Here is a 26,793-nt window from a genome sequence, read left to right as displayed (position 1 = left end):
AATTGGCTTTTCTATCTCACCCTATCCTTCTTCCCGATTTTCGGAACAAGCTCTGAAGAAAAGGGCACTTGTTTATTATTCATCAAGATATCAGAATCAAAAGGTGTTTGATACTTCCCGGATTTAAGCCCGGGTGTGAGATAAAAACTTGTGTAGTATCCACATCATTTCTTGAAGATATGTCATGTATTTGGAAATTTAATGTTCTTTGCGAGATGTGGGTACAAAGCTTGAACTCTTGCTTTTTTTTCCTCTGTATCTGCCTTGTCAAGCATCCTTTGATACACATTAGACCTTAAATAGTAAGTATCAGCCCCCATGTAATAATAGTCAGAAATAAAATCAGCACTTAGTTCAAGCAGGTATGTCATTTCGATCAATTTTGGCACTTCGAATAGAATTACTGTATCATCTTGAGGGTTATCATCATATTTAATGAAATGTTCTTTAAAGTCTCCTGGAATTTTACCAAGATGATCTACAAAACTATAAAGTGGGTCAAGTACCGATATTTGAAAGAGCGAATCATTGTGGCTTTTGCTAATCATCGCTTCTACAGTTTTTTGATATATCAAAGATAATTTATGGGATTTTGGAGCTTGGGTACCTGTTAACGATAAATAAGCCTTGCAGAAAACTTCCACATAGAAAGCTAAGTTATGATAGATAGCTGGCGACAAATTGGCAAGAAGCCCAAATTTATAGGAGTCGATATCATAAACCCTTTCGTCTTGAACGACTTCAATAGACTCTTTTAGAAGCATTGATATTACCGTATGTTGATTTAAACACGAATTAACAGCGCGGTTGGTAGTCGACTTGTTTTTTGCAATTAAACCCACGGTACTTATCCATACATAGCCAAATTCGCTTTCACTTATGTGAAGTCTTCTATTTGCATCGAAATGATAGTACTTGGTCGTAAAGTCTTCATAATTAATCCTTAATGATCCCAGTAGCTTAATAAAAAAATCTCTTTCGGAAAATTTAAATTGATATGCAAATTGTTCTCCCTCAGAAATTCTGGTAATTAATTCTTCCAAATGGGTTTGATCAGTTACCAAAATAAATTCTTCTCCCTTTTCCGTTATGAACTCCATTTAATAAAATTTGTCATGTGTCGTTACTCTTTACCAGTCAATGCCATATGCACACTCTCAGTCACAAATTCGAATTGAGAAATGGCTTTGTAAGCATTTACTTTGTTGCCATAAGCATAATCAACTCCATGGAGGATCTTATTCCTACTTAGAACATTTGGATACCTGAGGTATTCGTCGTTAGAGAAGCGAAGTCCAATAATGTCGCCATTGCTCACTGCATCAATAATATGGGTCATCATTGGAACGACTTTCAGTTCTTGACGCCGTTTAACTACGCCTGCCATCTTAGATTTAGGTTTTTTTGAAAAAAGGTCTTCACCGGTTAGCTCCCTAAATAGACCTTCCGACAATGTTAGAAAAAGTGGTATCGATGCCAAATAGTTGCCTTGCCAATGTGCGTTGAAAGCACTGTTGATCATCTTCCGTCTATGGGGAAATAGTTTTCCAGCTTGCCATTGGATTCTAAGAGAGGCCCATCGTAGCTTTCTGACAAAGTATTTGTCCACCTCATCATCCCCGAGTTTAATAAAAGGGATCAGATCATTAGGATGCATCCATAAACGAATGTGCCAGCCATAATCTCTAAGAAGAACATCAGAAGCCTCACCCCATTCTTTAGGCCACTTGTGATGAACAGCGTTATGAAATAACAACATGGTACTCTTAAAGTTGCTAATTTCCTCTTCAGTCAGAGTATTGTAGCCGTCTTTTTCTATTTGCGCAAATGTCCTACTCATATGTAATATATGGTTTTGAAGTTAAGCCCGGTGGGTAATAATAGTTAATATATCCTGAGATCTTAAAAACCTCAGAAAAGAGAGCTTTGGTAGATAAGAACAGCTAAACGAAGGGGGAAATATTAAAGATTTGAAACCCTTTATTAGGGTATTTTTCAAAATCCAATCGCTGAATCATTTACTTTCCTGGTTTATGCTTATGGGGCTTAAGTGAAGGTGTATTTCCTGGAGTATCCTTATTATCCCGTTGACGTCTGTCCGGTTTTCCTGTTGAATCTGCAATTCTCTTTGGTCCTGGTTTGATACCGTTTCTAGTTTCCATGATTGTGTGGTTTGGTATATCGTAATTTTCTGATAATGATAAAGTTATGGGAATCTGTAGAGAAATTTGTAACTCAATTCACTTATAATGACAATTACTGTTTCACAATCAGTTTTAATAAAGCAGCTTCTCTACACTCAGGTATAATCCGGAGACCTTACCATTGAATATCATAGACTGCATCATCCTCATCCAAATCAAGTTCACCAGGATCACATCCCAATTCTTTAGCTTTTAATATAAGTCTGTTTCTGATAGTCTTGAATGCCACAGTTCCCTTTACTCCCTCCTTCATCAATTCCGGCAATTGATGAAATGCTCTTTTACCCCCTTTAAGCTCAAAAAATTTAAGATTTGCCAATCTCATAAAATAATATAAGTGGGGATTTGAACCATCAAGTGATTTGCCCACATAAGTTAGCATCAGTTGACCTGTTTTACCATCGTATTCAACTAAAGCCTCTTCTGTCCAATATTCTAATTGAAAAATTATCGCGTCCAAGAGTTTATTCCTTGGATGGAGGGATTTCTTGTGATTGACAAAAGCTATAAAATATAGTAACTGGACCCACGAAATTTGACAACCAAAATGTGACTCTCTTTCAATAGAAAAATGGCTGTTCTCCCGGATTAATCTATCCCCTTGATCTGCATGTCGAACTTCATATAAAAAAGCACTTAGGATATTTTCAGTTAATTTGTCATCATCCAAATCCCACAAGTCTGAAAAAACCTGATACATAAGCCTCAAATCAGCGGAAGTACCCCATAGTTCTACACCTACACCTCTTTTGGTTGGATTTAAATAAAACATCTATCTATTAATTGAAAATTTAGACAACAATTTTAATCTGGAAAAATACTTCTTCCAATCCTCGGTGCTCTTGGTTTTGGTTGGATTATTAAGATCATTATAAAAGAAGACCCAGCCAATTAAATCAGTTTTATCCCTTTGAACCATTTCAAGGCCGCATGCCATCCCAATCAAGTTAGAATCCTCAAGACCAACAAACTTACAACCCAAGCGATGTTGTATTATGGGGAGAGAATCATGATCAACAAAAGTCAGTTTTTGATCCTCCAATGGCTTGAAATAACTATTGAATGATGTCCAATAATAACCTTTATCTGATTTTTCTATCCCAAAAGGTATATTACTTCTAAAGAACCTCGACTTCATAACACGTGCAAATAATTTAAGACCATACCTCCTGTGTTTCAATTTTTCAAATACCTATTTTCTCCTTTCAATACAAAAAAATGAAGATACTTTTTAAATCTCCCTTTAAGAATTTCAGCAGGAAGCCCAAGTTCTAATAATAGGCACAAGCTACAAATAAGCTCTATCCTCTTGGAGTAAACGCCTAATAAGCGCTGTGGAATAATTAGAGGATCATTATCCCTTGATTTTAAGTTATAGTGTGAAAAATGATTCCTAGTCTCTATGACTTTCTTTAAAAAGATTTCATAATCAGGAATAACTTCCCAAATAATGTCATTAAGAATTACAAGCATTGATTCAAACTTCTTCCATAATTCACCCTTCTTTTTTCCACCTGTGGTCTTTGGATCGATTTTGACTTTTATCTCCAAAATTTTATAAAACATTTCTACACCTTGTATGGCATTCATAAATATTTCACGTTGATTGACTAGCGTTCTCTCACCAGAAATCCTGTAATATTCATTAATAGCAATTTGATTTTCACTGAAAATTCTAAACCAATTGTCGAGAATTGAATTTGAATATGACATAACCACTTCCATATTCAGAAAAATATTTTGGTCATTGAAAGAGTTGTAATTCAATTTCAATTTATTCTCATAAGTAAAAATTTCCTGGATTTGATAATCCCCAGTTTTAACTGTTGTTTCTACTATCCCACATTCATTACCTATAAAGCATTTCAAAAGATGCTTAACCGCTTCTCTAAGTTCTAAAGCCTTTACCAAAAGGATCGGAGAACTAAATACTAATGCAAGCCTTGGCAATGGATAAAGAACCATTCTATTAACTTTCTGCAATGAGTATGAAACTTCATGCCCTAAAAAAACTTCCATTTCACCAGACTGAAATAGAATCGTTTTCTCCGGCACATCTACTTGAATATCCAATCTTCCGAATGTACCATCATCAGACTGCTTAACATCAATTGGAGTTTTGTTACTCCATTCATCTATATATTGTTGCCTAATATAAAGAGCCTCAATTTTCTTCTCTTTTTCAAGTAAATGAATTCCTCTCACCAAAAATTTACCAAATAAGCAAACATAGGGTATTCCACTTCCCAAACGGAAATTCTCAAGCTGCAAATAAAACAAGGAGAAGTCTTTTCCATCTTCGAATTGCCCATGCAAACAATCCAAAGGATTATGAAAATTTAAATCAGAAAACAACTGACCAAATGCTGCGATATTCTCCCAACATTCAATCTTAATTGGTTTACCATTAACCACTGATATTGTACAGGGAGCTTTTTCTTCTGGATCATCAGGACTCCATAAGTAGGCTCGCCATTTTTTATCAGGCTTTTCGTAAGCCTTTGATAAATCAATCTTTGAGCTCATTATTTTAAATTTTTAGCCATAATTCCTTTACTTAGAAACGCTTATACACAATTTTTCTCAGCTATTCAGAGGATTCAAATTTCAATCAAAAACAGTCTAACAATGGACCTTTAATGGTTTTCAATCAAATAACTCCAGCCTCTTATTACTTAAAACCAATTCAAACTCTTCCCTCAAACTTTCAATTTTTTGATTTGTGGTGTGGAACATATCTTGAGCATAAATCAGGGGCTGAATTGTTCCTCCACGAACAGTATCAGCTTTATAATTCGCGTGGGATTCACGGTATTCTCTCCACCTATCCATGCATTCATCAAATAAGTCATGATTAAAATCCAACATAGGTTCCTCTTCAAAATTTTTAGATTTTATCTCTAAAATAAGTTCCTCCAATACCTTTTCTATCTCTTCGAACCTCACTCCAGATTTGATATTCATTTCCGTTTGTGTAACTGGAGCACCAGGATACAAAATTTCACTGATCAATGAATTAGATTGCTCTAAAAAAGCCTTACAATTTTGGTAGTCCTGGATTATTACGTCATAGTTAACTTTATAACCAGTAGGTGATTCATGACAAAAAATATGTCTTATTTTGTACACCCGATCTACGCTTTGAAAAATTTCACCTGCTCTATCAACGAAGTCAATTCTAAACGCATTTTCTGATTCAAACTGCGACTTCTTTTTGAACTTTTTCAATTCCGAAATAAAATCCTGCCCTATCAAAGTAGTAATGTTAGAATTAACATCCGGCATATTGTTATAAGGCAAAATATGAGCAATCAACTCACCTATGGTAAGGGATTTGGCTTGCATAGCCCCCAAAACTTCAAAATCAAGTTTGATGTTTTGGGCTTGGTTAAATTTTTTAACATTATCACTAAAAGGACTGCCAAAATCAACCAAATCCCGAACTGCTGATTTAAAAAATGCTTCGAAACAGGCAACCGTTGAAATAGGAATATAACGTAGGAGTTCATTTTTAAACCTTCCATTATTTTCTTCTAAATCCTGTATTGCACCATCAATCCTAAATACCCTCTGCATGTAGTCATATCTGGAATTATGATAAGATCTAGATTTTACTGAATGAATCTCATTAATCAGGTTTCTCTTTGACATAAATAATTTATAAAAACAATTTCTTACTTAAACTCTACTTCTTAATTCTTACCCTTGAAATGGGTAATCTTTGGAATGAAACCACTTAATGGTCTAAATAAATAATAACAACAAGTTGGTGGAGCCCCTCATACTGCCAGCAATAACTACATTAGACAAACCCATGCCCAAGCCAGAACACCTCAGCTAATCAATCTAAGTTTTTGACATCCCAGGATTATCAATCATTCGTTTCATGGTGTCAAAAAACGCCTGATAAAAGGATTCGTCCTTGGCTGTCAGCTTGTATAACTCCAACTCTTGCCTCCGTTGCTTATTTAATACTTCTTTGAGCATATGATGAAGTGCTAAGTTCCTGGTATGGCTGTCTGGATTATTGAAATATTTCTCTTCTATATCCGGATGCTCGATCAGCTTTCTCGACACCTGAATAAACTTCACACGCTGGTCTTCCGGGGTGGCCTCCCAGCCATGAAACCATCTTTCATTAAAGGTTTTGATAATTTCATCCAATTGATCCTTTTCTTCCTCTCCTCCATGGGTACCTCTTGGATTTGGGTTTTGGGGATCCAATTCTGTTGAGGAGTCATCCAGGTCAATGCTGTAGTTAAGTTTGGTACGCTCCAATCCATACGTGGACAAATCCACTGATTCCAACAATTCATCTATCAATTCATCTTCTTGGGTTTTGACATTTAATTTTGGAATAAGAAATTTTAAAAACCAGAAGAGCTTTTCCCAATCCAACACCTCATACTCCATAATCGAAGCCATCTGACCATAGATCTTTACAAACTGCTTAGCCTTGATTTTGAAATCCGCTTTTTCTTCATCTTCCAGTTGGAGTTCCTGATTAAAGCGGTCAGCAGCAACATCTATGATCGGACTGAGTTGCTGTGCATCCATTCCTGCAAAGTATTTTTCCACAAAGGAATCTACCTCTGACCATTCGTATACTGCAGCTACATCCAAGTTGCCCTTCAATTCGTGCAGTACATTGATGTCCGTTGCGCCACTGAGTGAAGTAGAAGTATAGAATGGATCAAAGGAAGCTTTGATCTCATCCACCTGATTAAAGAAGTCCAGAATAAATAGGTCTTCTGTTTTCTTACCCAATTTATCCGCAGCACGGTTTAACCTGCTCAATGCCTGCACTGCCAAAACGCCCTGCAGTTTCTTATCCACATACATGGTGCATAGCTTGGGCTGGTCAAAACCTGTCAGATATTTATTGGCCACGACCAATAGGCGGTACTCGTCTGAATCGAAATGATCCCGGGTATCTTTTTCTGCAAAACCATTCAATTCTCCCTCTGTGTATTCTACCCCGTCAACCGTTTTCTTCCCGGAAAATGCTACGGTTATTTTAAACGGACTTCCTTTGTCTGCCAAAATGCGGTTGATGGCCATAAAATACCGAATGGCTGATTCAATATTTTGAGTAACCACCATGCCTTTGGCTTTTCCTTTTAGCTTTTTGGTATTATATACTTTGCTGATAAAGTGCTCCATCATAATCTCTGCCTTGGTGGCAATGGTCCGCTTATCCCGCTCTACATAGGCGCGCAGCTTTTTCTGAGCCTTGGTAGTTTCGAATTTGGGATTGTCTTCGATGGATTTTTTTATTTCATAGTAGCTTTTATAGGTGGTATAGTTTGCCAGTACATCCAATATGAAGCCTTCCTCTATGGCCTGCTTCATGGAGTACAGATGGAAGGGTTCAAACGTACCATCCTCCTGTTTGCTTCCAAACCGTTCCAAAGTTGCATTTTTGGGTGTTGCCGTAAAAGCCAGGTAAGATGCATTGGCTTTCATTTTACGGGCTTGCATGGCTTTCAGGATTTTGTCCTGCGCATCTTCTTCCTCACTTTCCTGAGCGGAGTCTTGAGATCCACCATTTTGTCCAACCCCCATGGCTTGGTTCATCGTGCCTGCAGCCGTTCCGCTTTGCGAACTGTGTGCCTCATCTATGATCACTGCAAAACGCTTGTCGCTCAAGTCTGCAATACCATCTACAATGAAGGGGAATTTCTGAATCGTGGTGATGATGATCTTTTTGCCTTGCTCCAGACTGTCCTTTAAATCTTTCGAAGAAAAAGCAGGGGCAACGATGTTTTTGACTTCTGAAAATTCCTTGATATTCTCCCGAAGCTGTTTGTCCAATAATCTTCTATCGGTTACCACGATGATGGAATCAAACAGAGGGGTTTGCTTGCCTTTGGAACCGGGCAAGTCTTCCCATTCGGGATAGGTTTCTATGAGCTGATACGCCGCCCAGGTAATGGAATTGGACTTGCCCGAGCCTGCAGAATGCTGGATCAAATAGGTTTGATTAGTGCCATTTTGGGCTGCATGCCTGAGTATCCTTCGCACCACATCCATCTGATGGTAGCGTGGGAAAAACAGGGTTCGCTTGCTCAAGGCATCTGTGGCCTTCCCATCAAAGCGGACAAAGTGCTGAATGATATTGGTCAGGCTTTTTCTGGTAAACACCTCTTCCCAGAGATAGCTAGATTTATGTCCAAATGGATTGGGCGGATTTCCTTTTCCATCCTTATGGCCTTTGTTAAATGGCAAGAAAAAGGAATTGCCTCCGCTGAGCTTGGTGCACATATAGACCTCATCGGTATCCACTGCAAAATGAACGATACAGCGGCCAAATTGCAGCAAAGGCTGCCGAATATCTCTGTCGTACTTGTATTGTTTGATGCCGTGAACTTTGGCATTTTGTCCTGTCCAAGCATTTTTGAGTTCCAGCGTAGCGATGGCTATCCCATTCACAAACACCACCATGTCGATTTCCTCACGGGGGTTATCCAGGTTATAATGGATTTGGCGGCTTACACTGAATTCATTTTTGGCGAAGTTGTCCTTTACCGTTTGACTGCTGCTTGCCATGGGTAGCTGATACAAGAGAATAAAGTGGGCATCCTCCACTTCCAGCCCTTTTCGCAGCAATCGCAGAATGCCATATTTCTTCACCATGCGGTCGTAACGTTCCAGAATTTTCAGTTTCCAGTCGGCTGAGCGTTGGAGTTTTTCGAGTTCTTCCTTTTGGGATTCCTCTAAAAAGTGCCAAAAGCGGGTTTCGTCTAAGGCGTATTTTGCATTAAACTCTTTAGTATCACCGATGTAAAAGTCTTGACCAGAACCATACAGAGCGCTAGCTTCCTGCACTGTATTGCCCATCGCCCGAATCTCCTCCAGGGAGGTTCCAGTTAAGGTTTTTTCTATGGCGGATTCTAGGGCGGCTTCGTTGGTTTTACTTGGGGTCATGGGCTATTTTTTGTTTTTCTTCCAGCCCAGCCTTTGTCAACCGGTAACGTTGTTTTTTGCTTTGTGGCTTGTCTGGGATTGTCATTTCTATCCAATTATTCTCAGTCGCAGGATCAAGATAATTTACATTAAAATTTGTTCGATGGGTAAGTCCCAACCTTTCCATCATTTCACTTCTGCTTAGCTCTCCATCCAAGATCCACACTAGACGGTGTGGCATGTATTCAAGGTTTATAAACAACCGGTCATGTGCGGTATCATGTGCGGTGTCATGTGCGGTGTCATGTGCGGTGACTTGCCCGGTACTTGCAGAAGGACGCCAAATCGTGACCAAAAATGATTTATTATCCTCAAAATCCGGAGCTCTTAGTCCACTCTCAGCGGAAAGCGCATACATTTCCGGAATCCCAGTACCAAAGCGCTCGATGGCACCTGTCAAAAACATGCAATTGGCCAAGGTAGGATTAAAAGGATAGGAACTATGCGGTTCTTTTAACTGGGAAATATCCAATTCTCTGGGTAAGGAACCCGGATTGGAGATCTCTATCCGGTCTTGGAAAACAGAAACCTGGATACTGCCTTTGCTGTAATAATCCCGATGTGCAATGGCATTGATAATTCCCTCTGCTATTACTGCACGAGGAATTTCATAGGTGGTATCTACCAAATTTGCTTTGCTTCTGTCTCCTGTGGAAAGGCTAATTTTGGAAAGCACAAAGTCGATGGCATCATCTGCCATTTGAAAAACCGTCCCTGCGAATTCCTTGTAGTCTGGAATAGGTTTACTGACCTTAAACCCATGAAAATGGGCACACTTGACAGTAGCAGCAGGAAAGTAAAACTGCGGATTTTTCCCGAAAGTCAAGATGGCACTGTTGGTCAGCTGCCCTTGTCTTACTAAGCGTAAGTGGGTAAGGATTTTTTCTTTTGGATCCGTTTCTCTAAGCGGGAAATTACGCTTGGCCCTTGCTTCACGAACAAAAGTCCCCAAAGCTTCTTCCGAAATGTCATCAAGACTGGATTTGCTCAGGGTGCCGCTGTCAAAATCATCTGCATCTATTTTCCCAGTTTGCTTGAGGTACAGAATGGCAGAACGGTAGATTTCCCTTTTGAGATCATCCAAAGTCTCAAAACGCTTTCTGGAGACCTTTTCGCCAACTTTTTCAATGAATGTCAGTTGCTTGGGATGGCGCTTCAAAGCCTGCTTTCCTTGGATAAATACCCAACACGGCTTGTGATTTTCTTGGGCTGCATCAAATTCCCGTTCGGTAGGAGAAATACCCTCACTGTCTTCAAAGCCATAATCTGCACCCAAAATACCCAAATAGATATCGGTGTTGTTGACTTCTTTGAGATATACTTTTCCTGGACTATCTCCTGTAGCGGCTACTTCCTCAAACAAAAAAGCATCAAAAAACAGCCTTAACAAATCGTCTTCCCTAACATAGACGGCTAAAACTTGCCGGATTTCCGCAAACTCCTTTTGAACACTCGATATGAAGATGGTTTCTTTAGGCATTAACTTATACTTGTAATAGAGATTAACTAATACATACTAAAACACTATCTCTCTAGTTTATACTTTGATTTATCATTAAATTTTCGCCAACCTCTCCAATTTGTATGAACCAAAGCTTCTATTTCTAATATGTCTAAAACATGGATAAATAGATACAATTCAAGCTTTTTAGATAAGTCAAAAGCATATTCAGAGGAAATTTCTTCGGGTAATTTTCCGGTATGCATCAATTCATCTCTGATAGTTTTTAATTCAGTCAAGTCAAGAGAAACATCCCAATTGTTTCGCAAAAAATGATTGTTGATTTTTCTTTTAAAAATTTCATCCCAAGCCGTTATTTTCTGAATACTTTGATGGATACTTGACTTTTGAGATTCATTGAAAGCAGTAGGGTTTTTCAAAAGATACTCGCCAAAGTTTTTTTTCAAAGACAGCTTTAAGCTTTTCATTTCACCATTCAGAACCTTCCATGCATTTTTATCATTGGCTTGTTCTTTAGCAATTTCACTCCCTAGCCTTTCTAAGGAAACAATCAAACTTGTTAATTTTAACTCTAAAAGCCCAGTGGAAGAGGAGATTGCTAAAGTATTACCAATATCATTAATGCTTTCTAGATCAAATTCACTTAGTAAATCCAATTTTTGAATCCCTTTTTCAAAGTATTGCAAATAGTCGCATTTCCTTTCCAGCATTTTATAATCTCCACCAAAAAATTCACCTGATATATAGTTATCCAGGTAAACCAAGTGGGAGTCATTAACGATAAAGGCTCTATAGAAAACCTGAGAACAACTCAAAGGCCTCATGAGTATGCATAGCTTCCTCAAAAAATCATTTGCTTCATCTAAGACTATATTATTACCTTCTATAACCACCTCATTACCTTCTAAAATGGCTCCCGTTAAGATTTGGGTTCTTCTTGCTGTCGATTTAGAATGTTTGGTAGGTTTAATGTGGATTTTCATCCCTTTATATTCGAAATCAATTGAAAAGGGGAAATATACGCCCGACATTTTTGATGATACTTTTAGTACTGAGTTTATTTCCCCAATTGTTAAAGTACTACAAAAAGCTATGACATCATTATTAGTGGACTCAAAGTCATTTGCTATTTGCCCGGTACATGGATGCCCATCCTCTAGTTTTCCGGTAAAATAAGCCCATTCAAATTGACCCAAAAAAAACTTTCCTGTACTAAAACAAATTAAGGCTCCTGATGAAAAACATAACAACTCGAAAGAAATTGTCTCAGACATTTCACCTTTCACCAGCTCACCAGTCCCCTTAAATTTTCTAAATTTAGTGGAGCCAAGAATTGAGTCCGAGACACTATGTAAGGATTCATCAAACATCATGTCACTTTAATTTCCCCCGTTACCGCACTGTCTATCAAAGTAGCCTTGTATTCTTTGAGCTTTTCGATTTGGGTTTGTTGCAAAGAAATGGCTTGGTGGATTTTGGTGGATTGGGTTTCGATGTTTTTAATAATTTCAATTAGTTCAGTTGATGGGATTTTAAAAAATTTGAGATTTCTTAAATCGCCTAATGACAAAAAACCTTGTGCCCCCCCTCGAGAGTTTATCTCAATTTGAATATCTAATAGTCCACTTTGCAGGTAGTACCTAATGAATTTAGATAATTGTATGTTGCCTTGAGTTTTGAACAACCCTACGTTTTTTATTGCATAATCAGTAAAGTCATTAGCTATTACTGATTTACCTATATTACCTCCAATCATTGACATTATTACATCACCTGATTGAACTGCGGAACGCTTTGAGATTTCCAAAAAATCTTTCTTCGAAATGCTTTTTGCGTTTGAAAAATCAATTTCATCACCTTTAAAATCTTTAGAAGTAATCAAATGAAAGGACTCTTTGAACTCGTCTATATATTCTGGAGTATCATGAGTTCCATCTCTAACATCAACTAAACGCCTAATAGGTATCACCTCCCAATGCTCCGGTATCTCCCCAATCCATTCCACGCCACTATCCTTCATTTTGACATTAGAATCTAAACCTGCCTTCACTCTTTCTTCGGCAGGTAAACCTTTGGTTACTGCATTCTGTATGATGATTTGCTTGCGTTCTTTGAGCAGGGCAATGAGCTGCTCTTTTTGGGCAATGGCACGGTCTATTTTGGCGGTTTTGTCGTCTAGGAAGGTGGCAATGGCGATTTGTTCTTCTTTTGGGGGGTAAGCTAATAAACTATTTGCAATATGATTAAAGCTAATGGTTTGTCTTACCCCAGATCCTAAGAGTTTCATATATGCCACATCATATCGATTTAATAAGTAATTGAAATATGATTTATCAAGCTCTATAGCACTTTTAAGAACAATATATCCTGAGCTTACAACAACATTAATATCCGAAAGGCCAATCCTCAAACTAATTAAATCATAGTTTAAGTTTAGAGGATTTACCAAATATTCACCAGCTAAAACCTCTTGATATGATGCCTTTGTTGATTCTGGAATTTTTTCATCATCCTTGTAAACAACTTTACCAAAGCTGATTGAACCACAATTTAGACTTGGATTAGTTATTTTCTTCTTCTCCCTAAAAACATGTTTCAACTTTTTAATCTCCCAGTATTCTGGGATATCACCCATCCAGTATTCACCCGAATCTTTGTAAGCAGGATATTTTTGAAAGGTTGTATTAGTTGCTATTTCCATCATTCCATCAGTTTTTTAAGGGTTTCGGCATCGGGTAACGCATCTTTCAGCTGTGGTGGTAAAGTCTCCGAAGTTTGGTAGGTGGCTACCCCCAGAGGTTTGCTGAAATCCCTAAAACTGTACTCTACCTTTTTTTGGTCTTTTTCTTTGCATAAGATGATGCCTATGGAAGGATTTTCGTGTGGCTTGCGTACCAAGTCATCCAGGGCAGAAAGGTAAAAGTTCATCTTGCCTATGTATTCAGGTTTAAATTTCCCACGCTTCAATTCAAATGCAATCAGCGACTGCAATCCCCGGTGAAAGAAAAGCAAATCGATAAAGTATTCGTCTTCCTCAACTAGGATGCGGTACTGATTTCCCATAAACGAAAAGTCGTTTCCCAAGGACATAAGAAACTTCTTGATGTTGAGCACCAGCTCCCGCTCTAACACACGCTCATCTATTTCGTCATCCCCATCCTCCACATTCACATAATCCAAGAGATATTGGTCTTTGAAGGCTCGAATGGCTTTATTTGAAATCTCCTTGGGTAGTACTTGGCTAAAATTGTTGCTGAGGTTGATCTGCTGGAGATGACTCTTGTTGATTAACTCGCTACGTAAATGGTTTACCGTCCAGAAATTTACTGCTGATTGATTGATATAGTACCAGCGGTCTTCTGCCTTTTCGGTTTTTAAAATTATTTCTACATGATGTGTAAAACCAATCGAAATAAACCTAGAAAAGTCATTAGCTTCAAATTGGTTCGTTGATAACGAACTCATTTCAGGCTTACTATTTTCTAATTGGTTCGTCAATGACGAACTAATTTCGCTCACAGCGGCCCATGCATTGTAGAAAAGTCTCATTTTTTTGAGATTAGAAGTAGAAAAGCCACGTAATCCGGGCAATTCTTGCTGTAAACGGGCGGCAACAATAGCTAAAACTTTATCACCCCACGCCTTGGTTTTTATCTCTGCATCCAAATCATGACCTATGGTGAAATACAGACGCAAAGATTCTGCGTTGGCCATTTTTGCGACCAAATAGCGACTGGTAAGAATACGCTGCTTGAGTTGTTTGATGAGTTCAATTGTTGCTTCCATTTAATCTTGATAATCAAATAATCCTACAAATCCTGATTCAGACATTATTTAAAATATCCATAATCAACCCTTCATTTTCCTGTTCTAGGGCCAGTATTTCCGCACTTACTTCCTCAATGCTTCGCAAAGGCTTGTGCTGGTAGAAATACTTGTTGAAGCTTATTTCATAGCCAATTTTGGTTTTATCCAAATCAATCCATGCTTCTTCCACATGCGGTTTTACTTCCCGTAAAAAATAGTCGTGGATGCTTTCAGCCAAAGGCACGCTTTCGCTATCGCGCAGGTCGGTTTGGTTTTCGAAAATGATGTATTCTTCCTTTTTTCCGCTTGGGTAGTAGCCGTAATCGGGCAGTTGTTCTATGGTGCAATCCAAATGATGCAAAAGTTGGTCGAGCTTGTCTCCACTCAGCTTTTGCGTTCTCTTGATGACCTTTTCGGCTGTTTCGTCATACCAACTTACAGCAGCCAAAATTTGGTTCTTTTCACTGGCAGAGAGTTTTGATTTTTGGGCTTTCAGTGTTTGATTCACTTCCTCCAAAAAGAAATTGTAATCGCTGTATTTATCCGTGCCAACGGCTTCCATTAATGCACTGGCAGTTTCCAACAAGTCTTTTTGCTTTTTCCATGTGGTAGCTGAGGTAAGAGTTTTACGCTTCTTGGAATTTAAGTCCAGGTCGTTTTTCTCGCACCATTCCAGGATTTCCTTTTCAAGGGATTTTAAATCCGTGTAAATGCGTTCCCCATAGGTTTCATAGGCCCATTGCATGGGTTCTTTGAGTGTTTTGTCAAAGCGCAAGTCAGCAATACGTTCGGCAGAGAACTGCGCTTTCAGTCTGGCAGGTCTGTCAATGGTTACTTTGTAATAGCCGAAATCAGAGTTGTCAAAAACCTTGGCCGCGATTCCATCATCACCTTGCCGCTCAATGGTTTTAAAGTCAATATAGGCTTTTTGAATTTCTGTGATATGGCTGGCAGTTAGCTCGCAGTTCTTATTCCCCAGATTTTTACGCAGCTTGGCAAAACGCTGAGAAGCGTCAATAAGGATAACTTTTCCTTTTCGATGTTCTGCCTTGTTGTTGTGCAATATCCAGATATAGGTGGTAATACCCGTATTGTAAAACAGGTTGTTGGGTAACTGAATGATGCAGTCCAACCAATCGTTTTCAATGATATGCCTACGGATATTGCTTTCCCCACCTCCTGCATCTCCGGTAAACAAACTGGAGCCGTTATGTACGGAAGCAATGCGGGAACCCAGAGGACTTTGGCTCGTAGGTTTCATTCTATTGACCATCTCCATCAGGAAGAGCAATTGGCCGTCAGAGCTACGTGGCGTGGCATCTACTTCCTCGGTATTGCCCCAATAATCTTTGAGATTAACTAAAAAACGGGAATCAATGATAGCGCTACCATCTTTAATATTTTTCACTTCACTGGCCCATGACTTCCCATAAGGAGGATTGGAAAGCATAAAATCAAAGGTATGTCCAGAAAATTCATCGGTGGAAAGTGTAGAACCCACACGGATGTTTTCAGGGTTGTTGCCCTTGATCATCATATCAGACTTACAAATCGCATAGGTCTCGTCATTGATTTCCTTACCGTACAGATACACATCACCCATCGCACGGATAGCCCCTTCTTCATCCTTGATAAAGTTTTGGGATTCGGTCAGCATCCCTCCCGAACCGCAGGCCGGATCGTAAATGGTCATCACCGGAGGCAATTGGTCTTTGATGGGATCAAAAACTATGTGGGTCATGAGGTCGATTACCTCACGAGGTGTAAAGTGCTCCCCAGCTTCTTCATTGTTCTCTTCATTGAATTTCCGAATCAGTTCTTCAAACACATACCCCATTCCCAAATTGGAAAGAGGCGGTAGTTTTCTACCGTTAGGATCCTCCTTTTCAAAGGGCGTAAGGTTGATATGCGGAGAAGTGAATTTTTCCAGTACGTCCAACAAAATGTCTTTTGAAGCCATGTGCCGGATTTGACTTTTCAGCTTAAATTTAACAATGATATCTACCACGTTTGGGCTAAAGCCATTGAGGTAGTCCTCGAAGTTGGCTTGTAAGATTTGCTGACTGTTTGTCGCTGTGTCGTACAAACGCTGCAGCGTCCATTCACTGGTATTATAAAATACAAAGCCACTGGCATCTCTCAATCCAGACTCGTCCCATTCCGTAAAACCCGCTTCATCCCGCTGAAAGGCAAGCTCTTCCATCACGGCATCTTTGGTAGGCTCCAGTAAGGCATCCAGTCTGCGCAATACCACCATTGGCAGAATGACATCGCGGTATTTACCTCTGACATACACGTCTCTCAGGCAATCGTCTGCAATGGACCAGATGAAGGATATTAATCTATTGTGTACGGTTTGGTTCATATTTTACTTTCTACTACTTGTTAATTCTGGTTCTTATTTGCCTGTCCAGAAGTCAGGACATTCTCTAACCTCCAAATAGATAGCCTTTTGCTTTCTACTTGAATGATAGTTTGGTGATTCATTCGAGATTTTCTGCAAGCTAAAAAACCTATGCCCGCATCAGATTTAAAATATCCCGAAAATGATTAAGAATTAAAGATATAAAAGTTCAACCCTAAGAAAAGGTATTTTATGAAGATATTGGCGATGGAAAATAGAATAATCGAATACCTATTTTATGTAATCTCCACAACTAGCCCCGTGAAAAACCATCATCACAGCAGCATACCTGGCAGATCTTTCTAAAATTCAAAAAATCAGCTTGATTTTGAATTATAAAGGAAGGAATTAAATTATCAATGCCTTCAGAAGTGTCTTGAAATGCAATATATTCCAATATTGCTTCAGTCTTATTTTTTAATTCTCCATACTGAGGATTTACAATCAGTTGCATTTTGACACCAATTGTTTTCAGTGCTTTAGCGGCAGTAGTAATCGTATTGAGGTTTTTTTTAATCGGCTCTACCACTGGCGAGACCAAAGAAGGATTTAAAGGAAGCGCCACTAATTCCCTTAGCGCAATCAGCTCATACTGCTTGCCTCGTAAAAATGGAAAATACATGAAGTCAAAAGGTTATATCCAAACTATCAATTAAGTGAATATAGTCTTTTTCTTTGATATTTTCTGAATAGCAAAAGAATTTAAGCCAAGATGGGATTTGATCAGATTTGATCAATTCATTCGTCGATGGATTGATTCTCTTTTTGATAATTCCCAAGTACTCTTTTTGAACTTCGGTGCACGGGTAGTTTCTTACTATTTGCTGGCAAGTTTTAAAAAGCTTTACCGGAGTAGCTTCAGGTACTTCTCCTGACAGTCTAGTAGCAAGGAGAATCAACTCATCTTTGCGTAAGGACTTAACCATCACATCTACATCCAACCGGCTGATATCTGGAGTGGCCTCTTTATAATTCAAAATTCGGCTTTTCTCTGAGAAACATAATAATCCAATTTCCTCAGCAATTAAAGTTGAATATTTTGCAGCCTGATTTTCATGCACTACCAAATAAACCTCAGAAAAGGCTTTCTTGTAGTCCTGAAGCTGGGTAGTTAGTCGATGGGGTGAATCCAACTCAGTCTTGATTTCAAATACCTTGTTGGTTCCATTGACCAGAACTGCATCAGCTATAGACTTACCGATCTGGAACTCGTTTAACAAAATGGTGCTCTTCATGGAATATTTCTTCAGCACATAATCATTGAGAAGTGTGGTCTTGAATAAATATTCGTGCCGGTAATTTTGCATTAGTTCTTGATAGTCGATATCCAGTAATCCTCTCAGCGTATACCCTTTGAAGTCACTATTCAGGGTGAACTGAAGGTTTTTCACAAAGTCATTCTGCTTCCCTCCGGGCTTGCAAAGGTTTCGGAATGAGGCATTGGAATACAATCCTGCCAGGAGTTTAGGATCAGAAAAAGTAACAGGGGCGGTTTGAACCATGACACAAAGCTAATTGAGAATTAGGTTTACAAATTACCATTGAGCAAAAAAAAGTCCATTTTAATGGTGACTGGGCTGCACCGGAAATCAGTGTACTAGTCTACAATTTATTCATCTGTTCTATCGTAGTATCCATCAAAGAAGGGATTGTGCCGTTTTCGATATCCTTGTACCTGACTACTTTACCACTAAACACATCTACAGCAATGCAGAATGACGTATTTACAAAATATTCCTTGGAATAGCAGGTGTCCAAATATCTATAGATCATATCAGCAAACATGCCTAAATCATATAGATGAAAACCTCCCTTTTTTGCCACAAACCAAACTGCCCCAACTTCTTCACTTCCATTTTCAGAAAAACTAAAAACATGACTTGGTTTTGCCTCGATGGGTAGACCGCTGATGTCTAATATAGCTTTTGTTTTTGGTTGTTTTTTAACATTGATTTCTGCGGCTGGTCTTATTGTCTGCAGATCAAAATCTTCAAAACCTGTGAGGATATCTATATTCCTTTGATACTGATCCTTCGTTTGTTTCCTCGTCGTTACTTTAAGTTTGTCCTGAATTTCCGCCACTTTCTCTCCCAGCAAAGTTCTGTCATTATTCCTATAAACATTACTAATAGCACTTACGCAACTTCTCCAATAATCACCACCATCATCTGTAGAAGCTTTTATTTTCTCCTTTCTCAGATTATTCAAAAAAGTAATCTTAGACCGATCCGTCTTAGCTCTGAAATCAATCAAATTTTTAATAGTAACCTTTTTCATTCGAGAAAAATGGGGAAAGGTGGAGTTCCGGATTTAAGCCCGGATGGGTGATAAAAGTTGGCTGTTCTACCTCATCCCATCCTTCTTCCCGATTCCCGTTGGTCTCGGGACAGGCTCTTTAGGAGAAGGCGATCGGCTCTGCTCCAGATGGGGTAAAGGATAAGAAGTAGGTTGGTCGTTCTCAATAACTAAAAGGCTTGTGCAAGAAAAGGAATAAAATGATCGAAAAACATACCCTGTATAGGGTATTTTTCATGAAAATGGGTGGAAAAGTGAAGGAAGTGCGGTGTTTTCTAGTGTTTCCACAGAATTATCTGCATCCTTCTGTGCCTTTTTACAGTATTCACATGTGCAACCCCGTCTTTACTTAGTCTGATTTTTTAACTAGTGACAGTTTGTAATTTTTCGGCAGTAGTTCCTGTATTTTCTGGATGTTTGTATCCATAATATTGTCGAAGACGTACTTGAGCCACTGCTGTGGGTTGACCTCTTCGTATTTGCACATAGCAAAAAAAGAATAGATCATTGCCGCCCGCTGTGCCGCATCGTGTGATCCAGCGAACAGGTAGTTTTTTCTGCCTAATGCAACCCCTCTCAGTTTGTTTTCAATTGCATTGTTATCGACTTCCAACACCCAATCCTTCAGGTAGTTGTTGAGCTCTTCCCAGCGGTTCATGGTATAGGCCATGGCCAGGCCGATGGAGCTTTTGGGAAGCACCTGGACATAGTTTTCTTTTAGCCATTGGGAGAAGGCATCCAATACCGGCAGTGCTTTGTCCAGCTGACTCGTCCGCTTTTTATACTCTTCATTACATTTCCCGAGAAAATCTTCATCACGGCCAAGTTCCCAAACGGACTCACCTGTTGGTACATAATCATTGTCTTCATCTATATTACATTTCACATCAAAGCCAGGTTTGTAAATGCTGTCTCCGATGGGGATATGAAAGTCAGGGAAACTGGTACAACTTGCGATAATTAGTTTCCGGATTAACTCAGGTAAAATCAACTCAAATTCTTTCTTTCCAGAATTCGAGTGTAAATCTGTAGATGATATCCAGCGCATTCTTAAATTGATTTATCTTGGTTCCTTCGTAAAAAACAAACGAAACTTTAGAAGAAAGATAACTTATTTACACTTCTTATCTCTTCTCATTTTATCTCATTTTAATGGTCATAACTCTGAGAAAATAAGAATTCCTTCATGTTTCCAAAGAATTCAATCTACTCTAACCTCCCAAATAATCTCATCTAGTCTATCAGCCAAGATTTTCATAGAAGACAATACATCCTGTGGTAATGGAAAGTCTCCATAAACCAATCCACTAAAATCTCTGGAGTAAGTAGTCTCCAATTCTTTCCAGACTCCGTCAAGATCCGCAAAAATCAAAGCTTCTTTAGGGTGAAGATTCAGCCAAGAATTGTTACTTCTATATCCTATCACATCGTCCTGCCCTACCCTGTTGATCATCACCTCAAAGTCCGAAGACATTATAAAAGCCCTGATATTTTCCTCTCCCAATATTCTATGTAAATCATAAAGATGACGAATCTTCATTTTCAGATCAGCTATGGGGTTTTCAGAATGGCTAAAGCGGACTAAACTCAGTATTTTTTCGCACACGGTTCTTTTCACATCCAGTACTTGAACAGTAAATGGCTCTAGACGATACTGAGTAATCAATTCATTTTGATTAGTACTCCTCATCATGTCATAGATAAAAGAGTTTATTTTCTGCTCGTGAAATGGCTCATAGTGCCCTAAAGTGGAAGACTCCAAAATTACTTTGTCCCTGACCTGTCCAAATTTCCCCGAAAAAATCATCGGATATTCATGGGCGGTCTTTCTGATCATCCCACGCTTATTGGTGACTCCCTCTATCTCAACTTCTGGCATCACCCTCTCCACAACATTATAAATAGCTTTCAATTTGCCCTTCAACTTACTGCCCGACTCCCCTTCTCTAGAAAGAACTACCAAATCAATATCCTCAGAAAATCGCTCTATCAACCCATAACATTTTGAAAGTGCAGTACCTCCTTTAAAAACTACCTCTGCTCCGATGGGTTCAGAAAAAATAAGGCTCAGTGCCTTAGTCACCCAGTAGTCTTTTTCCACATAGATATCCAATATCCCCATTTGCTCTGCTGTAAACCGAACAGCCTCTCGGAATAATGACGGGTTTTCATGAAGATTCATATAATATTCCAATTTTGAGAAGTGGACAAAACATCTCCTGCACCAGAAAGCTGATATTGAGTAATCGGATTGAGCGATTTCTTTAGCATATTCAAATATTCAATTCGTTTGAGTTGTTCCAAAATAGCCCCCAATAGCGCCCGGCATGAGGGAGGGTATTTTTGAGACAGGCGAACCAGTGTTTTCACTTCCGATTCATTCAATTGCGAAATCAATTCAATAAATCTGAAACAGGATCCAGAGATGGTGGCATCAGGGATTTTCTTGACATAGCGCATGGCATCCAAAATCTGTAAAAGAGGGATGTTTTCTTTCGTAATGGTATTGCGCTGACGAACAAAGGAAATTTTATATCTCCCTCTTTTGAATTCAGGCCTCGCCTCATTCTTTCCGATCTGAATAAGATTTCCAATCTGGGTGGACAATCCGAGTTTCGCATAAATACTATACCCCGTTAGATACCCAGTGACCTTTCCGTCTTCCTCCAACAAATCTTTGACAATCTGATATTGAGGAGGTGCCAATTCTCCAAAAGCTGTTTTCTCCGGCTTGAAGTATTTCCCTTTCGATAGTTTGTTAATTCTTCCTGCAGACACCATCCGATTCAATGCTTTGATGACCGCCTCTCTACTTTTCACCTCCCCCATAAAATCAGCATAGGTGAACACGTACCCTTTGGGCAGCCTATCAACGCTATCTGCTATGTAATCAGTGATTTTCATAAATTTTGTAGGTTCTCAAAAATACAAAAATGTCCAGTTTTTTAATTAAAAAACTGGACATTTTGACTCATTTCAAAAAAGAAAAAACTTTTCTGGAACTTTTTTAGTAGTGATCGCTTTATCCGAACGGTTATAACCGTTCGGATAAAGCGATCACTAGCATTCCATAGGATGCTGATCAAAGATCAGCATCCTTATATAAACAGTATTTTCCTTCAAATAACAACCTACCATTTTATCTTTTTATTCATCATCAATTCAGTAAAAGGGATACTGAAATATTGCCTTAAGTGATTTTACAATAAACCCTTAGTCTATCTTCCATTCCTAACCGGTTTCATTTGATCTAGCGATATTTCTGCTGAATCAAAATCAAAGTGTTTCTGCTTCAAGAGCCTTATTTGATAGGTAACTGGCAAGTATAGTGCCCACTTTGAAAAGCCCATAATACCGGGATTGGATTCAATTTTTTGCTGAATCTTTAAATCCAATTCTACTTCTGAAGCCTTCCAGCTACCTCATCGTGAGTTAAACTCCTCGACGGAAGCCTTAATTTCAAGAGCACTTTTCTGTTCTTCCAAAATGGTTAAAATTCCCGCCACATCAAATAAGAACTGAATGGTTCTATTAATCCGGCTACCTGTAAAGGTAAATAACTCAAGCTTTTTTTCAATTACCTTCAAAGGTCTCTGCGAGGCTTGATCTGTGATATCATAGGCTGAAAAGTCCTTCCTCAATATGTTAATCTCAATTTTGCTCTGCTCATCTAAAAAATCATAGACATCCGTAGCGTAAAGAATCTCCAACATTTTCTCTCTGACTTTTGGATGTATGGACCCAGCCCCACCAAAAAAGATCGGTTTTTTTTTCATTTGCAGGGATTTCCTCTACACGCTTCGCCTGCGCATCCACAAATTTGATTTTCCAGATCCGGGCAGCAAGCAGAATATTTTCATCTTCTACCAGTTGAGGAGAATAAGGAACCTCTCCGATATTGTTACCTACATGGACGAACTAAAAGTATCCTCGGATTGAAACATGCTGTAAAAATTGCGGCTATTGACCAGCTTTTCGCCCTCCACCCCAATAATCACCTCCTGCCTACGCTTCTCTAATAAATCAATTTCGATCAAATGATCAATGATTTCCTTTATCTCACTCCCTTTGATGTACTTGAATGTGGGATTTGTTCCAAGCTGATCAATTAATTCCGGGATGGGTAAGCCAGAATGCCCTTTGGTGATCGACAATGCCTGATGCAGCAAAATATCGAAAGGTCTTTCCGTGACTTGGGGAGGCTCTATAAATCCTTCTCTGTATAATAACCAGCATGCAATAGACTGCAGTAAACTCCATGGTTCAGTAGCATACAGAAACAGATTACTATGCTGATCGTCTTTCCTGCCACTTCTTCCTACGCGCTGGATCAGGAATGCAATACTATGGGTGGAATCTATCTGCACCACTTCATCCACTGAACCGATGTCAATACCCAACTCCAGCGTAGAAGTACAGGAAATACAGAAGTTTTGATAGTTTCCGGATTTAAGTCCAGAGGGGTATGATAAAAGTTAGCTAAGTAGTTCTCTGCTAAAAGGTTGCTGCATCTGAAGATTGTATTTTGTCAAGCAAAAGTAGATTATGCCCCCACGGCAAAACTGCGACAAGCTGTCGCAGTTGTGTATCTTCTGGATATTAGCGCTCTTAGAATCTCTTCACTCCCCATCCACTCTCTTCCTAGTTCCATTATTCGCCCTTCTCCCATGGAGAGTCAGGTGAATAGAAAGAGAGAAGTAAAAAGCAAAAATGGAAGATCTCTAAGCTAAGCCACTGGTGAGTCATTCCATTCTCCTTCAAGTTGTGATAGATTTGTATCTTCAAGAATTTAAACCTTTACTATGTTGAATATCCGTTCACTTTCCCTCCTATTACTCTACCTTTCTTTTTTCCGTATTCCGACTGTCATCGCTCAAGACTCAATCCCCTACCTCAATCTGCACGTTCAGAATGGGGACCTTCTGTTTATCGGGGCGCAGAAAGAACAATTGTCTGGAGCTATCAATAGGGTAACACAGCAGCAAAGTGATATATCATATGACCATGTTGGCATTCTAGAAGTATGTAAAGACCAGATCTATATCCTTCATGCCATAGGTAAAAAAGGCTCTGTCCGTGAACCATTGGATAGTTTGGTAAGCAGTAAAGATGGGCAAAAGCAACAGTTTGCCTTATACAGGCTATCTGGGGCAGAGCAATCGGCTGTCACTGAGGCAATCGATACGGCCAAGACCTTACTTGGCCAACCCTACAATTGGAGCTACGTGCTGAATGACACTTCCCTATACTGTTCAGATTTTGTGGAGCGTGCCTTTCGCCACGCGGAAATATTTGAATTGGAGCCCATGACTTTTATTAATCCAGCCACTAAAAAAACAGATTCCTTCTGGGTGAACTTCTATCAAAAACTTAACATGGAAGTACCTGAAGGAAAATTGGGCTGCAACCCAAACGGTTTGGCGGCAAATAAGCATTTGATACGCATTGGCTATCTGGAGTCAGTTACAAAGTAGTCGTGTACGGATAATGTAATACAGATCTTAACGCTCAATCTGGATAAACCTCATTATGGATTAGAAAATCTACTACGGCTGCTACGAATCCTAATGCATAGTCCGGGTTTAACCATGGACCGACTCCCCCATAGCATGGTGTTCAATTTCGTAATTCAATTCAGCACCTAAGAGAACTATAAAAGTGCTAATAAAAAGCCACAACATAAGAAAAATAACTGCCGAAATGGACCCATAGATTTCACCTAAATTCCAGAAATTACGGATGTAAAATGAAAATGCCCAAGAAGCGAGAAGCCACAAGGAGGTGGCTAAAATGGCACCCGGAATGACCCACATAAACCCGGGCCGCCTTCTTTTTGGTCCAAAATTATAAATCAGACCAATACTCCCCACCAGAATAATACCCATGACTAGCCATCGCAACCAACTTATAAGGTTTACAATGTTATCGGGTAAACCTATTTTCTCAATGATTGTCGGGAATGCCACGATCAATGCGGCACTTAGAATAATTAGTAGGATAGCACCAAAAGTAAATAATAATGTAAGCCCATTGTTTTTTATGATCCCCCTTTTACTTTCTGTCTCATAGGCAATATTAATTCCCCTAAACAAAGATTTTGTCCCTAGATTGCCAATCCAAATACCCAGCAGAATTCCTAAAAAAGTACCCCAACCTAGAGAGTTCCCCTCGGATTTGATAAAGTTATCCACCCGGTATTGTAGGATTTCATGGGTCTGCTCTGGCATCATCAAACTGATTTTGGATACCTGTTCCTCAATTTGCTGAGGGTCCATTACAAACCCATAAATGGAAATGAGCGCCATAATCGCAGGAAAAATGGCTAAAAAACCGAAAAATCCCACTCCGGCCGAAATAATTACTACATTATTTTCGTCAGTACGTTCTTTTACTTTTATAAAAATGCTCTTCCATTCAGAGAATGATATTTTAGAAATGGATTGAACCGTTTTGTGCATAATTCTAGGCTCGGTGAAATCGTCACTCAAGATACAGAATGCTTTTTTCTGCTTTTAACTAATCCCAACTATCTTTATTGACAAAGGAATAAATACTTTTCCAAGTCAGTAAAAAAAGAATGGTAAAGTCCGTGCCTGCGTAATCAAAAACTACTATCCCTTCTGGGGATAGAATACGTGAATAAGATGATTTACCCGCTCCGTTGCATCCTGCGATAACCAAAAGCTGGGGTTGTTCCATTATTAGTTAAACTGTGGAGACACCTTAGGATTCTTTGTCAGTGTACCCATGGCAGCTTTCTGCTCATAATTGCGGATCTCCTTTTTAATGCGCGGCATCTGGCTTTTCATTTTTTTAGTCAAATCTTCTATCTGCGCAGTAAGCTTATCTTTTTTCGTACTCATATCACAAAAATACTAAATTTTAAAATTCCCGAAATCAAGCTGAAATTGAAAATATAGGGACTTTTTGTACTTTTAAAAAAGTGAGGTAGTTTCATTACTGTTTGGCGTTGTAGAATCAAAAGTTGTTCAGTGTCCTAAAATACTACTTCTTCATCCTTATTAATCAGCAAAAGATTATGCCCCCAAGGATCTACTGTCAACTTAAAAGGATTCAAAACCCAGGCTGGAGATAAAGAAGGCTTGCTACGTTTCAATGATACATTTCAACTCGTTTTGGAAGAAAAGAAACCAGCCAACTTTTCCTCTTCTAAAAAAACTCCTCCGGTCATTTCCTGCCCATTGTGCAAGAAGGGAAGAATAATAAGAGGTAAAACAGCTTATGGATGCAGTGCCTACAAAGAAGGATGTGACTTTAGATACGCTTTTGATACCATCCGGAAAAAAGCGAACAAGAAACCATTAACCGTGGAGCTGGTGACATCTTTACTGAAGGAGAGTGTGGGTGTTTAAGTGGTTGGATGAATGATATAGGGGGTTTACCTTTAACTCCCCTCCTTGTTGCTGACAAGTTAACGCATATGCCATCTGGGACTAGATAGCACTCTGTTGTTCTAGCCATTTTAAAATCGCTTGGTTTGCTTCTTCCGGCTTTTCTTGCTGAATCCAATGACCACAATCCAGTCTAACAACATCCACATTAGGAACGAAATCTTTTAGATTTCCAGACTTTGGAATCGTATCCTGTTCACCATATATCATAAGGGTCGGCTGATGAATGATCGGGTTTGCCTC

Annotated in this window: 26 protein-coding genes; 2 read left to right on the top strand and 24 right to left on the bottom strand. The window is 39.0% G+C overall.

Features of this window, described 5'->3' with window-relative positions:
- Window positions 1-182: 182 nt before the first annotated feature.
- The 20 genes from U3A58_RS17335 to U3A58_RS17240 form a co-directional block, all read right to left on the bottom strand.
- Window positions 183-1,100 (bottom strand): hypothetical protein, encoded by a 918-nt coding sequence (locus U3A58_RS17335; protein ID WP_323825579.1) that lies wholly within the window; start codon window positions 1,098-1,100, stop codon window positions 183-185.
- 23 nt (window positions 1,101-1,123) lie between these two features.
- Window positions 1,124-1,840 carry a hypothetical protein gene (locus tag U3A58_RS17330; RefSeq protein ID WP_323825577.1) on the bottom strand — a complete coding sequence of 239 codons (717 nt, stop codon included), beginning with the start codon at window positions 1,838-1,840 and terminating at the stop codon, window positions 1,124-1,126.
- A 178-nt stretch (window positions 1,841-2,018) separates the two neighbouring features.
- Window positions 2,019-2,162, bottom strand: a complete 144-nt coding sequence (locus U3A58_RS17325) for a hypothetical protein (RefSeq protein ID WP_191321942.1) — start codon at window positions 2,160-2,162, stop codon at window positions 2,019-2,021.
- A 157-nt stretch (window positions 2,163-2,319) separates the two neighbouring features.
- Window positions 2,320-2,976, bottom strand: coding sequence for a DUF6904 family protein (locus tag U3A58_RS17320; RefSeq protein WP_323825575.1), 657 nt, complete (start codon window positions 2,974-2,976; stop codon window positions 2,320-2,322).
- A 404-nt stretch (window positions 2,977-3,380) separates the two neighbouring features.
- Complete coding sequence (locus U3A58_RS17315; RefSeq protein ID WP_323825573.1) at window positions 3,381-4,730, bottom strand: ApeA N-terminal domain 1-containing protein; 1,350 nt, start codon at window positions 4,728-4,730, stop codon at window positions 3,381-3,383.
- A 120-nt stretch (window positions 4,731-4,850) separates the two neighbouring features.
- Window positions 4,851-5,780, bottom strand: a complete 930-nt coding sequence (locus U3A58_RS17310; RefSeq protein WP_323825572.1) for a HEPN domain-containing protein — start codon at window positions 5,778-5,780, stop codon at window positions 4,851-4,853.
- 270 nt (window positions 5,781-6,050) lie between these two features.
- A complete protein-coding gene (locus tag U3A58_RS17305; RefSeq protein WP_323825569.1) occupies window positions 6,051-9,131 on the bottom strand; it encodes a type I restriction endonuclease subunit R in 3,081 nt (1,026 codons plus the stop codon).
- On the bottom strand, window positions 9,118-10,650 hold the full coding sequence (locus tag U3A58_RS17300) for a Fic family protein (RefSeq protein WP_323825567.1): 1,533 nt from the start codon (window positions 10,648-10,650) through the stop codon (window positions 9,118-9,120). The genes U3A58_RS17305 and U3A58_RS17300 overlap by 14 nt, the downstream gene beginning before the upstream one ends.
- Window positions 10,651-10,694: 44 nt before the next feature.
- Window positions 10,695-12,005, bottom strand: a complete 1,311-nt coding sequence (locus U3A58_RS17295; protein WP_323825565.1) for a hypothetical protein — start codon at window positions 12,003-12,005, stop codon at window positions 10,695-10,697.
- A complete protein-coding gene (locus U3A58_RS17290) occupies window positions 12,002-13,336 on the bottom strand; it encodes a restriction endonuclease subunit S (protein ID WP_323825563.1) in 1,335 nt (444 codons plus the stop codon). Before U3A58_RS17290 ends, U3A58_RS17295 begins: the two co-directional genes overlap by 4 nt.
- Window positions 13,333-14,418, bottom strand: coding sequence for a PDDEXK nuclease domain-containing protein (locus tag U3A58_RS17285; protein ID WP_323825561.1), 1,086 nt, complete (start codon window positions 14,416-14,418; stop codon window positions 13,333-13,335). The genes U3A58_RS17290 and U3A58_RS17285 overlap by 4 nt, the downstream gene beginning before the upstream one ends.
- A gap of 37 nt (window positions 14,419-14,455) precedes the next feature.
- Window positions 14,456-16,804 (bottom strand): type I restriction-modification system subunit M, encoded by a 2,349-nt coding sequence (locus U3A58_RS17280; RefSeq protein WP_323825559.1) that lies wholly within the window; start codon window positions 16,802-16,804, stop codon window positions 14,456-14,458.
- Between the two features lie 292 nt (window positions 16,805-17,096).
- A complete protein-coding gene (locus tag U3A58_RS17275; protein WP_323825557.1) occupies window positions 17,097-17,465 on the bottom strand; it encodes a sce7725 family protein in 369 nt (122 codons plus the stop codon).
- Between the two features lie 4 nt (window positions 17,466-17,469).
- Window positions 17,470-18,345, bottom strand: a complete 876-nt coding sequence (locus tag U3A58_RS17270) for a sce7726 family protein (protein ID WP_323825555.1) — start codon at window positions 18,343-18,345, stop codon at window positions 17,470-17,472.
- A 100-nt stretch (window positions 18,346-18,445) separates the two neighbouring features.
- Window positions 18,446-19,120: a hypothetical protein gene (locus tag U3A58_RS17265; RefSeq protein ID WP_323825553.1), complete on the bottom strand. Its 675-nt coding sequence runs from the start codon at window positions 19,118-19,120 to the stop codon at window positions 18,446-18,448.
- 367 nt (window positions 19,121-19,487) lie between these two features.
- Window positions 19,488-20,186 carry an IS66 family transposase gene (locus U3A58_RS17260; RefSeq protein WP_323825551.1) on the bottom strand — a complete coding sequence of 233 codons (699 nt, stop codon included), beginning with the start codon at window positions 20,184-20,186 and terminating at the stop codon, window positions 19,488-19,490.
- Window positions 20,187-20,339: 153 nt separating this feature from the next.
- A complete protein-coding gene (locus U3A58_RS17255) occupies window positions 20,340-21,320 on the bottom strand; it encodes a nucleotidyl transferase AbiEii/AbiGii toxin family protein (protein ID WP_323825549.1) in 981 nt (326 codons plus the stop codon).
- Window positions 21,317-22,042 carry a DUF6088 family protein gene (locus tag U3A58_RS17250; RefSeq protein WP_323825547.1) on the bottom strand — a complete coding sequence of 242 codons (726 nt, stop codon included), beginning with the start codon at window positions 22,040-22,042 and terminating at the stop codon, window positions 21,317-21,319. The genes U3A58_RS17255 and U3A58_RS17250 overlap by 4 nt, the downstream gene beginning before the upstream one ends.
- 518 nt (window positions 22,043-22,560) lie before the next feature.
- Entirely contained in the window at window positions 22,561-22,914 is a 354-nt protein-coding gene (locus U3A58_RS17245; protein WP_323825545.1) for a hypothetical protein, read from the bottom strand.
- A 129-nt stretch (window positions 22,915-23,043) separates the two neighbouring features.
- Window positions 23,044-23,562 carry a helicase-related protein gene (locus U3A58_RS17240; protein ID WP_323825667.1) on the bottom strand — a complete coding sequence of 173 codons (519 nt, stop codon included), beginning with the start codon at window positions 23,560-23,562 and terminating at the stop codon, window positions 23,044-23,046.
- A gap of 378 nt (window positions 23,563-23,940) precedes the next feature.
- Here U3A58_RS17240 and U3A58_RS17235 point away from each other — a divergent pair, with 378 nt between their 5' ends.
- Window positions 23,941-24,612, top strand: a complete 672-nt coding sequence (locus U3A58_RS17235) for a YiiX/YebB-like N1pC/P60 family cysteine hydrolase (protein WP_323825543.1) — start codon at window positions 23,941-23,943, stop codon at window positions 24,610-24,612.
- Between the two features lie 108 nt (window positions 24,613-24,720).
- Here U3A58_RS17235 and U3A58_RS17230 read toward each other — a convergent pair whose 3' ends face one another.
- Genes U3A58_RS17230 through U3A58_RS17220 form a run of 3 tightly spaced genes read right to left on the bottom strand, consistent with a single transcriptional unit; the run spans window position 24,721 to window position 26,001 of the window.
- Window positions 24,721-25,626, bottom strand: coding sequence for a YihY/virulence factor BrkB family protein (locus U3A58_RS17230; RefSeq protein WP_323825540.1), 906 nt, complete (start codon window positions 25,624-25,626; stop codon window positions 24,721-24,723).
- Between the two features lie 28 nt (window positions 25,627-25,654).
- Window positions 25,655-25,837 (bottom strand): hypothetical protein, encoded by a 183-nt coding sequence (locus tag U3A58_RS17225; protein WP_323825538.1) that lies wholly within the window; start codon window positions 25,835-25,837, stop codon window positions 25,655-25,657.
- A gap of 2 nt (window positions 25,838-25,839) precedes the next feature.
- Complete coding sequence (locus tag U3A58_RS17220; protein WP_323825536.1) at window positions 25,840-26,001, bottom strand: hypothetical protein; 162 nt, start codon at window positions 25,999-26,001, stop codon at window positions 25,840-25,842.
- A 273-nt stretch (window positions 26,002-26,274) separates the two neighbouring features.
- On the opposite strand from U3A58_RS17220, the gene U3A58_RS17215 reads away from it, so the two are divergent.
- Complete coding sequence (locus U3A58_RS17215; RefSeq protein ID WP_323825534.1) at window positions 26,275-26,511, top strand: hypothetical protein; 237 nt, start codon at window positions 26,275-26,277, stop codon at window positions 26,509-26,511.
- 81 nt (window positions 26,512-26,592) lie between these two features.
- Here the strand turns inward: U3A58_RS17215 and U3A58_RS17210 are convergent.
- A partial coding sequence (locus tag U3A58_RS17210; RefSeq protein ID WP_323825532.1) for an alpha/beta fold hydrolase occupies window positions 26,593-26,793 on the bottom strand: 201 nt, incomplete at its 5' end.

The organism is Algoriphagus persicinus (genome assembly GCF_035156415.1).
Taxonomy (GTDB): Bacteria; Bacteroidota; Bacteroidia; order Cytophagales; family Cyclobacteriaceae; genus Algoriphagus; species Algoriphagus persicinus.
The sequence above is the reverse complement of the archived record's forward strand: the minus strand, read 5'-3'. Positions and strand labels throughout refer to the sequence as shown.

Bases quoted from the DNA above. Each gene is read 5' to 3' on its own strand.
- U3A58_RS17335 (WP_323825579.1), bottom strand. From the start codon at position 1,100: ATGGAGTTCATAACGGAAAAGGGAGAAGAATTTATTTTGGTAACTGAT.
- U3A58_RS17330 (WP_323825577.1), bottom strand. From the start codon at position 1,840: ATGAGTAGGACATTTGCGCAAATAGAAAAAGACGGCTACAATACTCTG.
- U3A58_RS17325 (WP_191321942.1), bottom strand. From the start codon at position 2,162: ATGGAAACTAGAAACGGTATCAAACCAGGACCAAAGAGAATTGCAGAT.
- U3A58_RS17320 (WP_323825575.1), bottom strand. From the start codon at position 2,976: ATGTTTTATTTAAATCCAACCAAAAGAGGTGTAGGTGTAGAACTATGG.
- U3A58_RS17315 (WP_323825573.1), bottom strand. From the start codon at position 4,730: ATGAGCTCAAAGATTGATTTATCAAAGGCTTACGAAAAGCCTGATAAA.
- U3A58_RS17310 (WP_323825572.1), bottom strand. From the start codon at position 5,780: ATGCAGAGGGTATTTAGGATTGATGGTGCAATACAGGATTTAGAAGAA.
- U3A58_RS17305 (WP_323825569.1), bottom strand. From the start codon at position 9,131: ATGACCCCAAGTAAAACCAACGAAGCCGCCCTAGAATCCGCCATAGAA.
- U3A58_RS17300 (WP_323825567.1), bottom strand. From the start codon at position 10,650: ATGCCTAAAGAAACCATCTTCATATCGAGTGTTCAAAAGGAGTTTGCG.
- U3A58_RS17295 (WP_323825565.1), bottom strand. From the start codon at position 12,005: ATGATGTTTGATGAATCCTTACATAGTGTCTCGGACTCAATTCTTGGC.
- U3A58_RS17290 (WP_323825563.1), bottom strand. From the start codon at position 13,336: ATGATGGAAATAGCAACTAATACAACCTTTCAAAAATATCCTGCTTAC.
- U3A58_RS17285 (WP_323825561.1), bottom strand. From the start codon at position 14,418: ATGGAAGCAACAATTGAACTCATCAAACAACTCAAGCAGCGTATTCTT.
- U3A58_RS17280 (WP_323825559.1), bottom strand. From the start codon at position 16,804: ATGAACCAAACCGTACACAATAGATTAATATCCTTCATCTGGTCCATT.
- U3A58_RS17275 (WP_323825557.1), bottom strand. From the start codon at position 17,465: ATGTATTTTCCATTTTTACGAGGCAAGCAGTATGAGCTGATTGCGCTA.
- U3A58_RS17270 (WP_323825555.1), bottom strand. From the start codon at position 18,345: ATGGTTCAAACCGCCCCTGTTACTTTTTCTGATCCTAAACTCCTGGCA.
- U3A58_RS17265 (WP_323825553.1), bottom strand. From the start codon at position 19,120: ATGAAAAAGGTTACTATTAAAAATTTGATTGATTTCAGAGCTAAGACG.
- U3A58_RS17260 (WP_323825551.1), bottom strand. From the start codon at position 20,186: ATGCGCTGGATATCATCTACAGATTTACACTCGAATTCTGGAAAGAAA.
- U3A58_RS17255 (WP_323825549.1), bottom strand. From the start codon at position 21,320: ATGAATCTTCATGAAAACCCGTCATTATTCCGAGAGGCTGTTCGGTTT.
- U3A58_RS17250 (WP_323825547.1), bottom strand. From the start codon at position 22,042: ATGAAAATCACTGATTACATAGCAGATAGCGTTGATAGGCTGCCCAAA.
- U3A58_RS17245 (WP_323825545.1), bottom strand. From the start codon at position 22,914: ATGAAAAAAAAACCGATCTTTTTTGGTGGGGCTGGGTCCATACATCCA.
- U3A58_RS17235 (WP_323825543.1), top strand. From the start codon at position 23,941: ATGTTGAATATCCGTTCACTTTCCCTCCTATTACTCTACCTTTCTTTT.
- U3A58_RS17225 (WP_323825538.1), bottom strand. From the start codon at position 25,837: ATGGAACAACCCCAGCTTTTGGTTATCGCAGGATGCAACGGAGCGGGT.
- U3A58_RS17220 (WP_323825536.1), bottom strand. From the start codon at position 26,001: ATGAGTACGAAAAAAGATAAGCTTACTGCGCAGATAGAAGATTTGACT.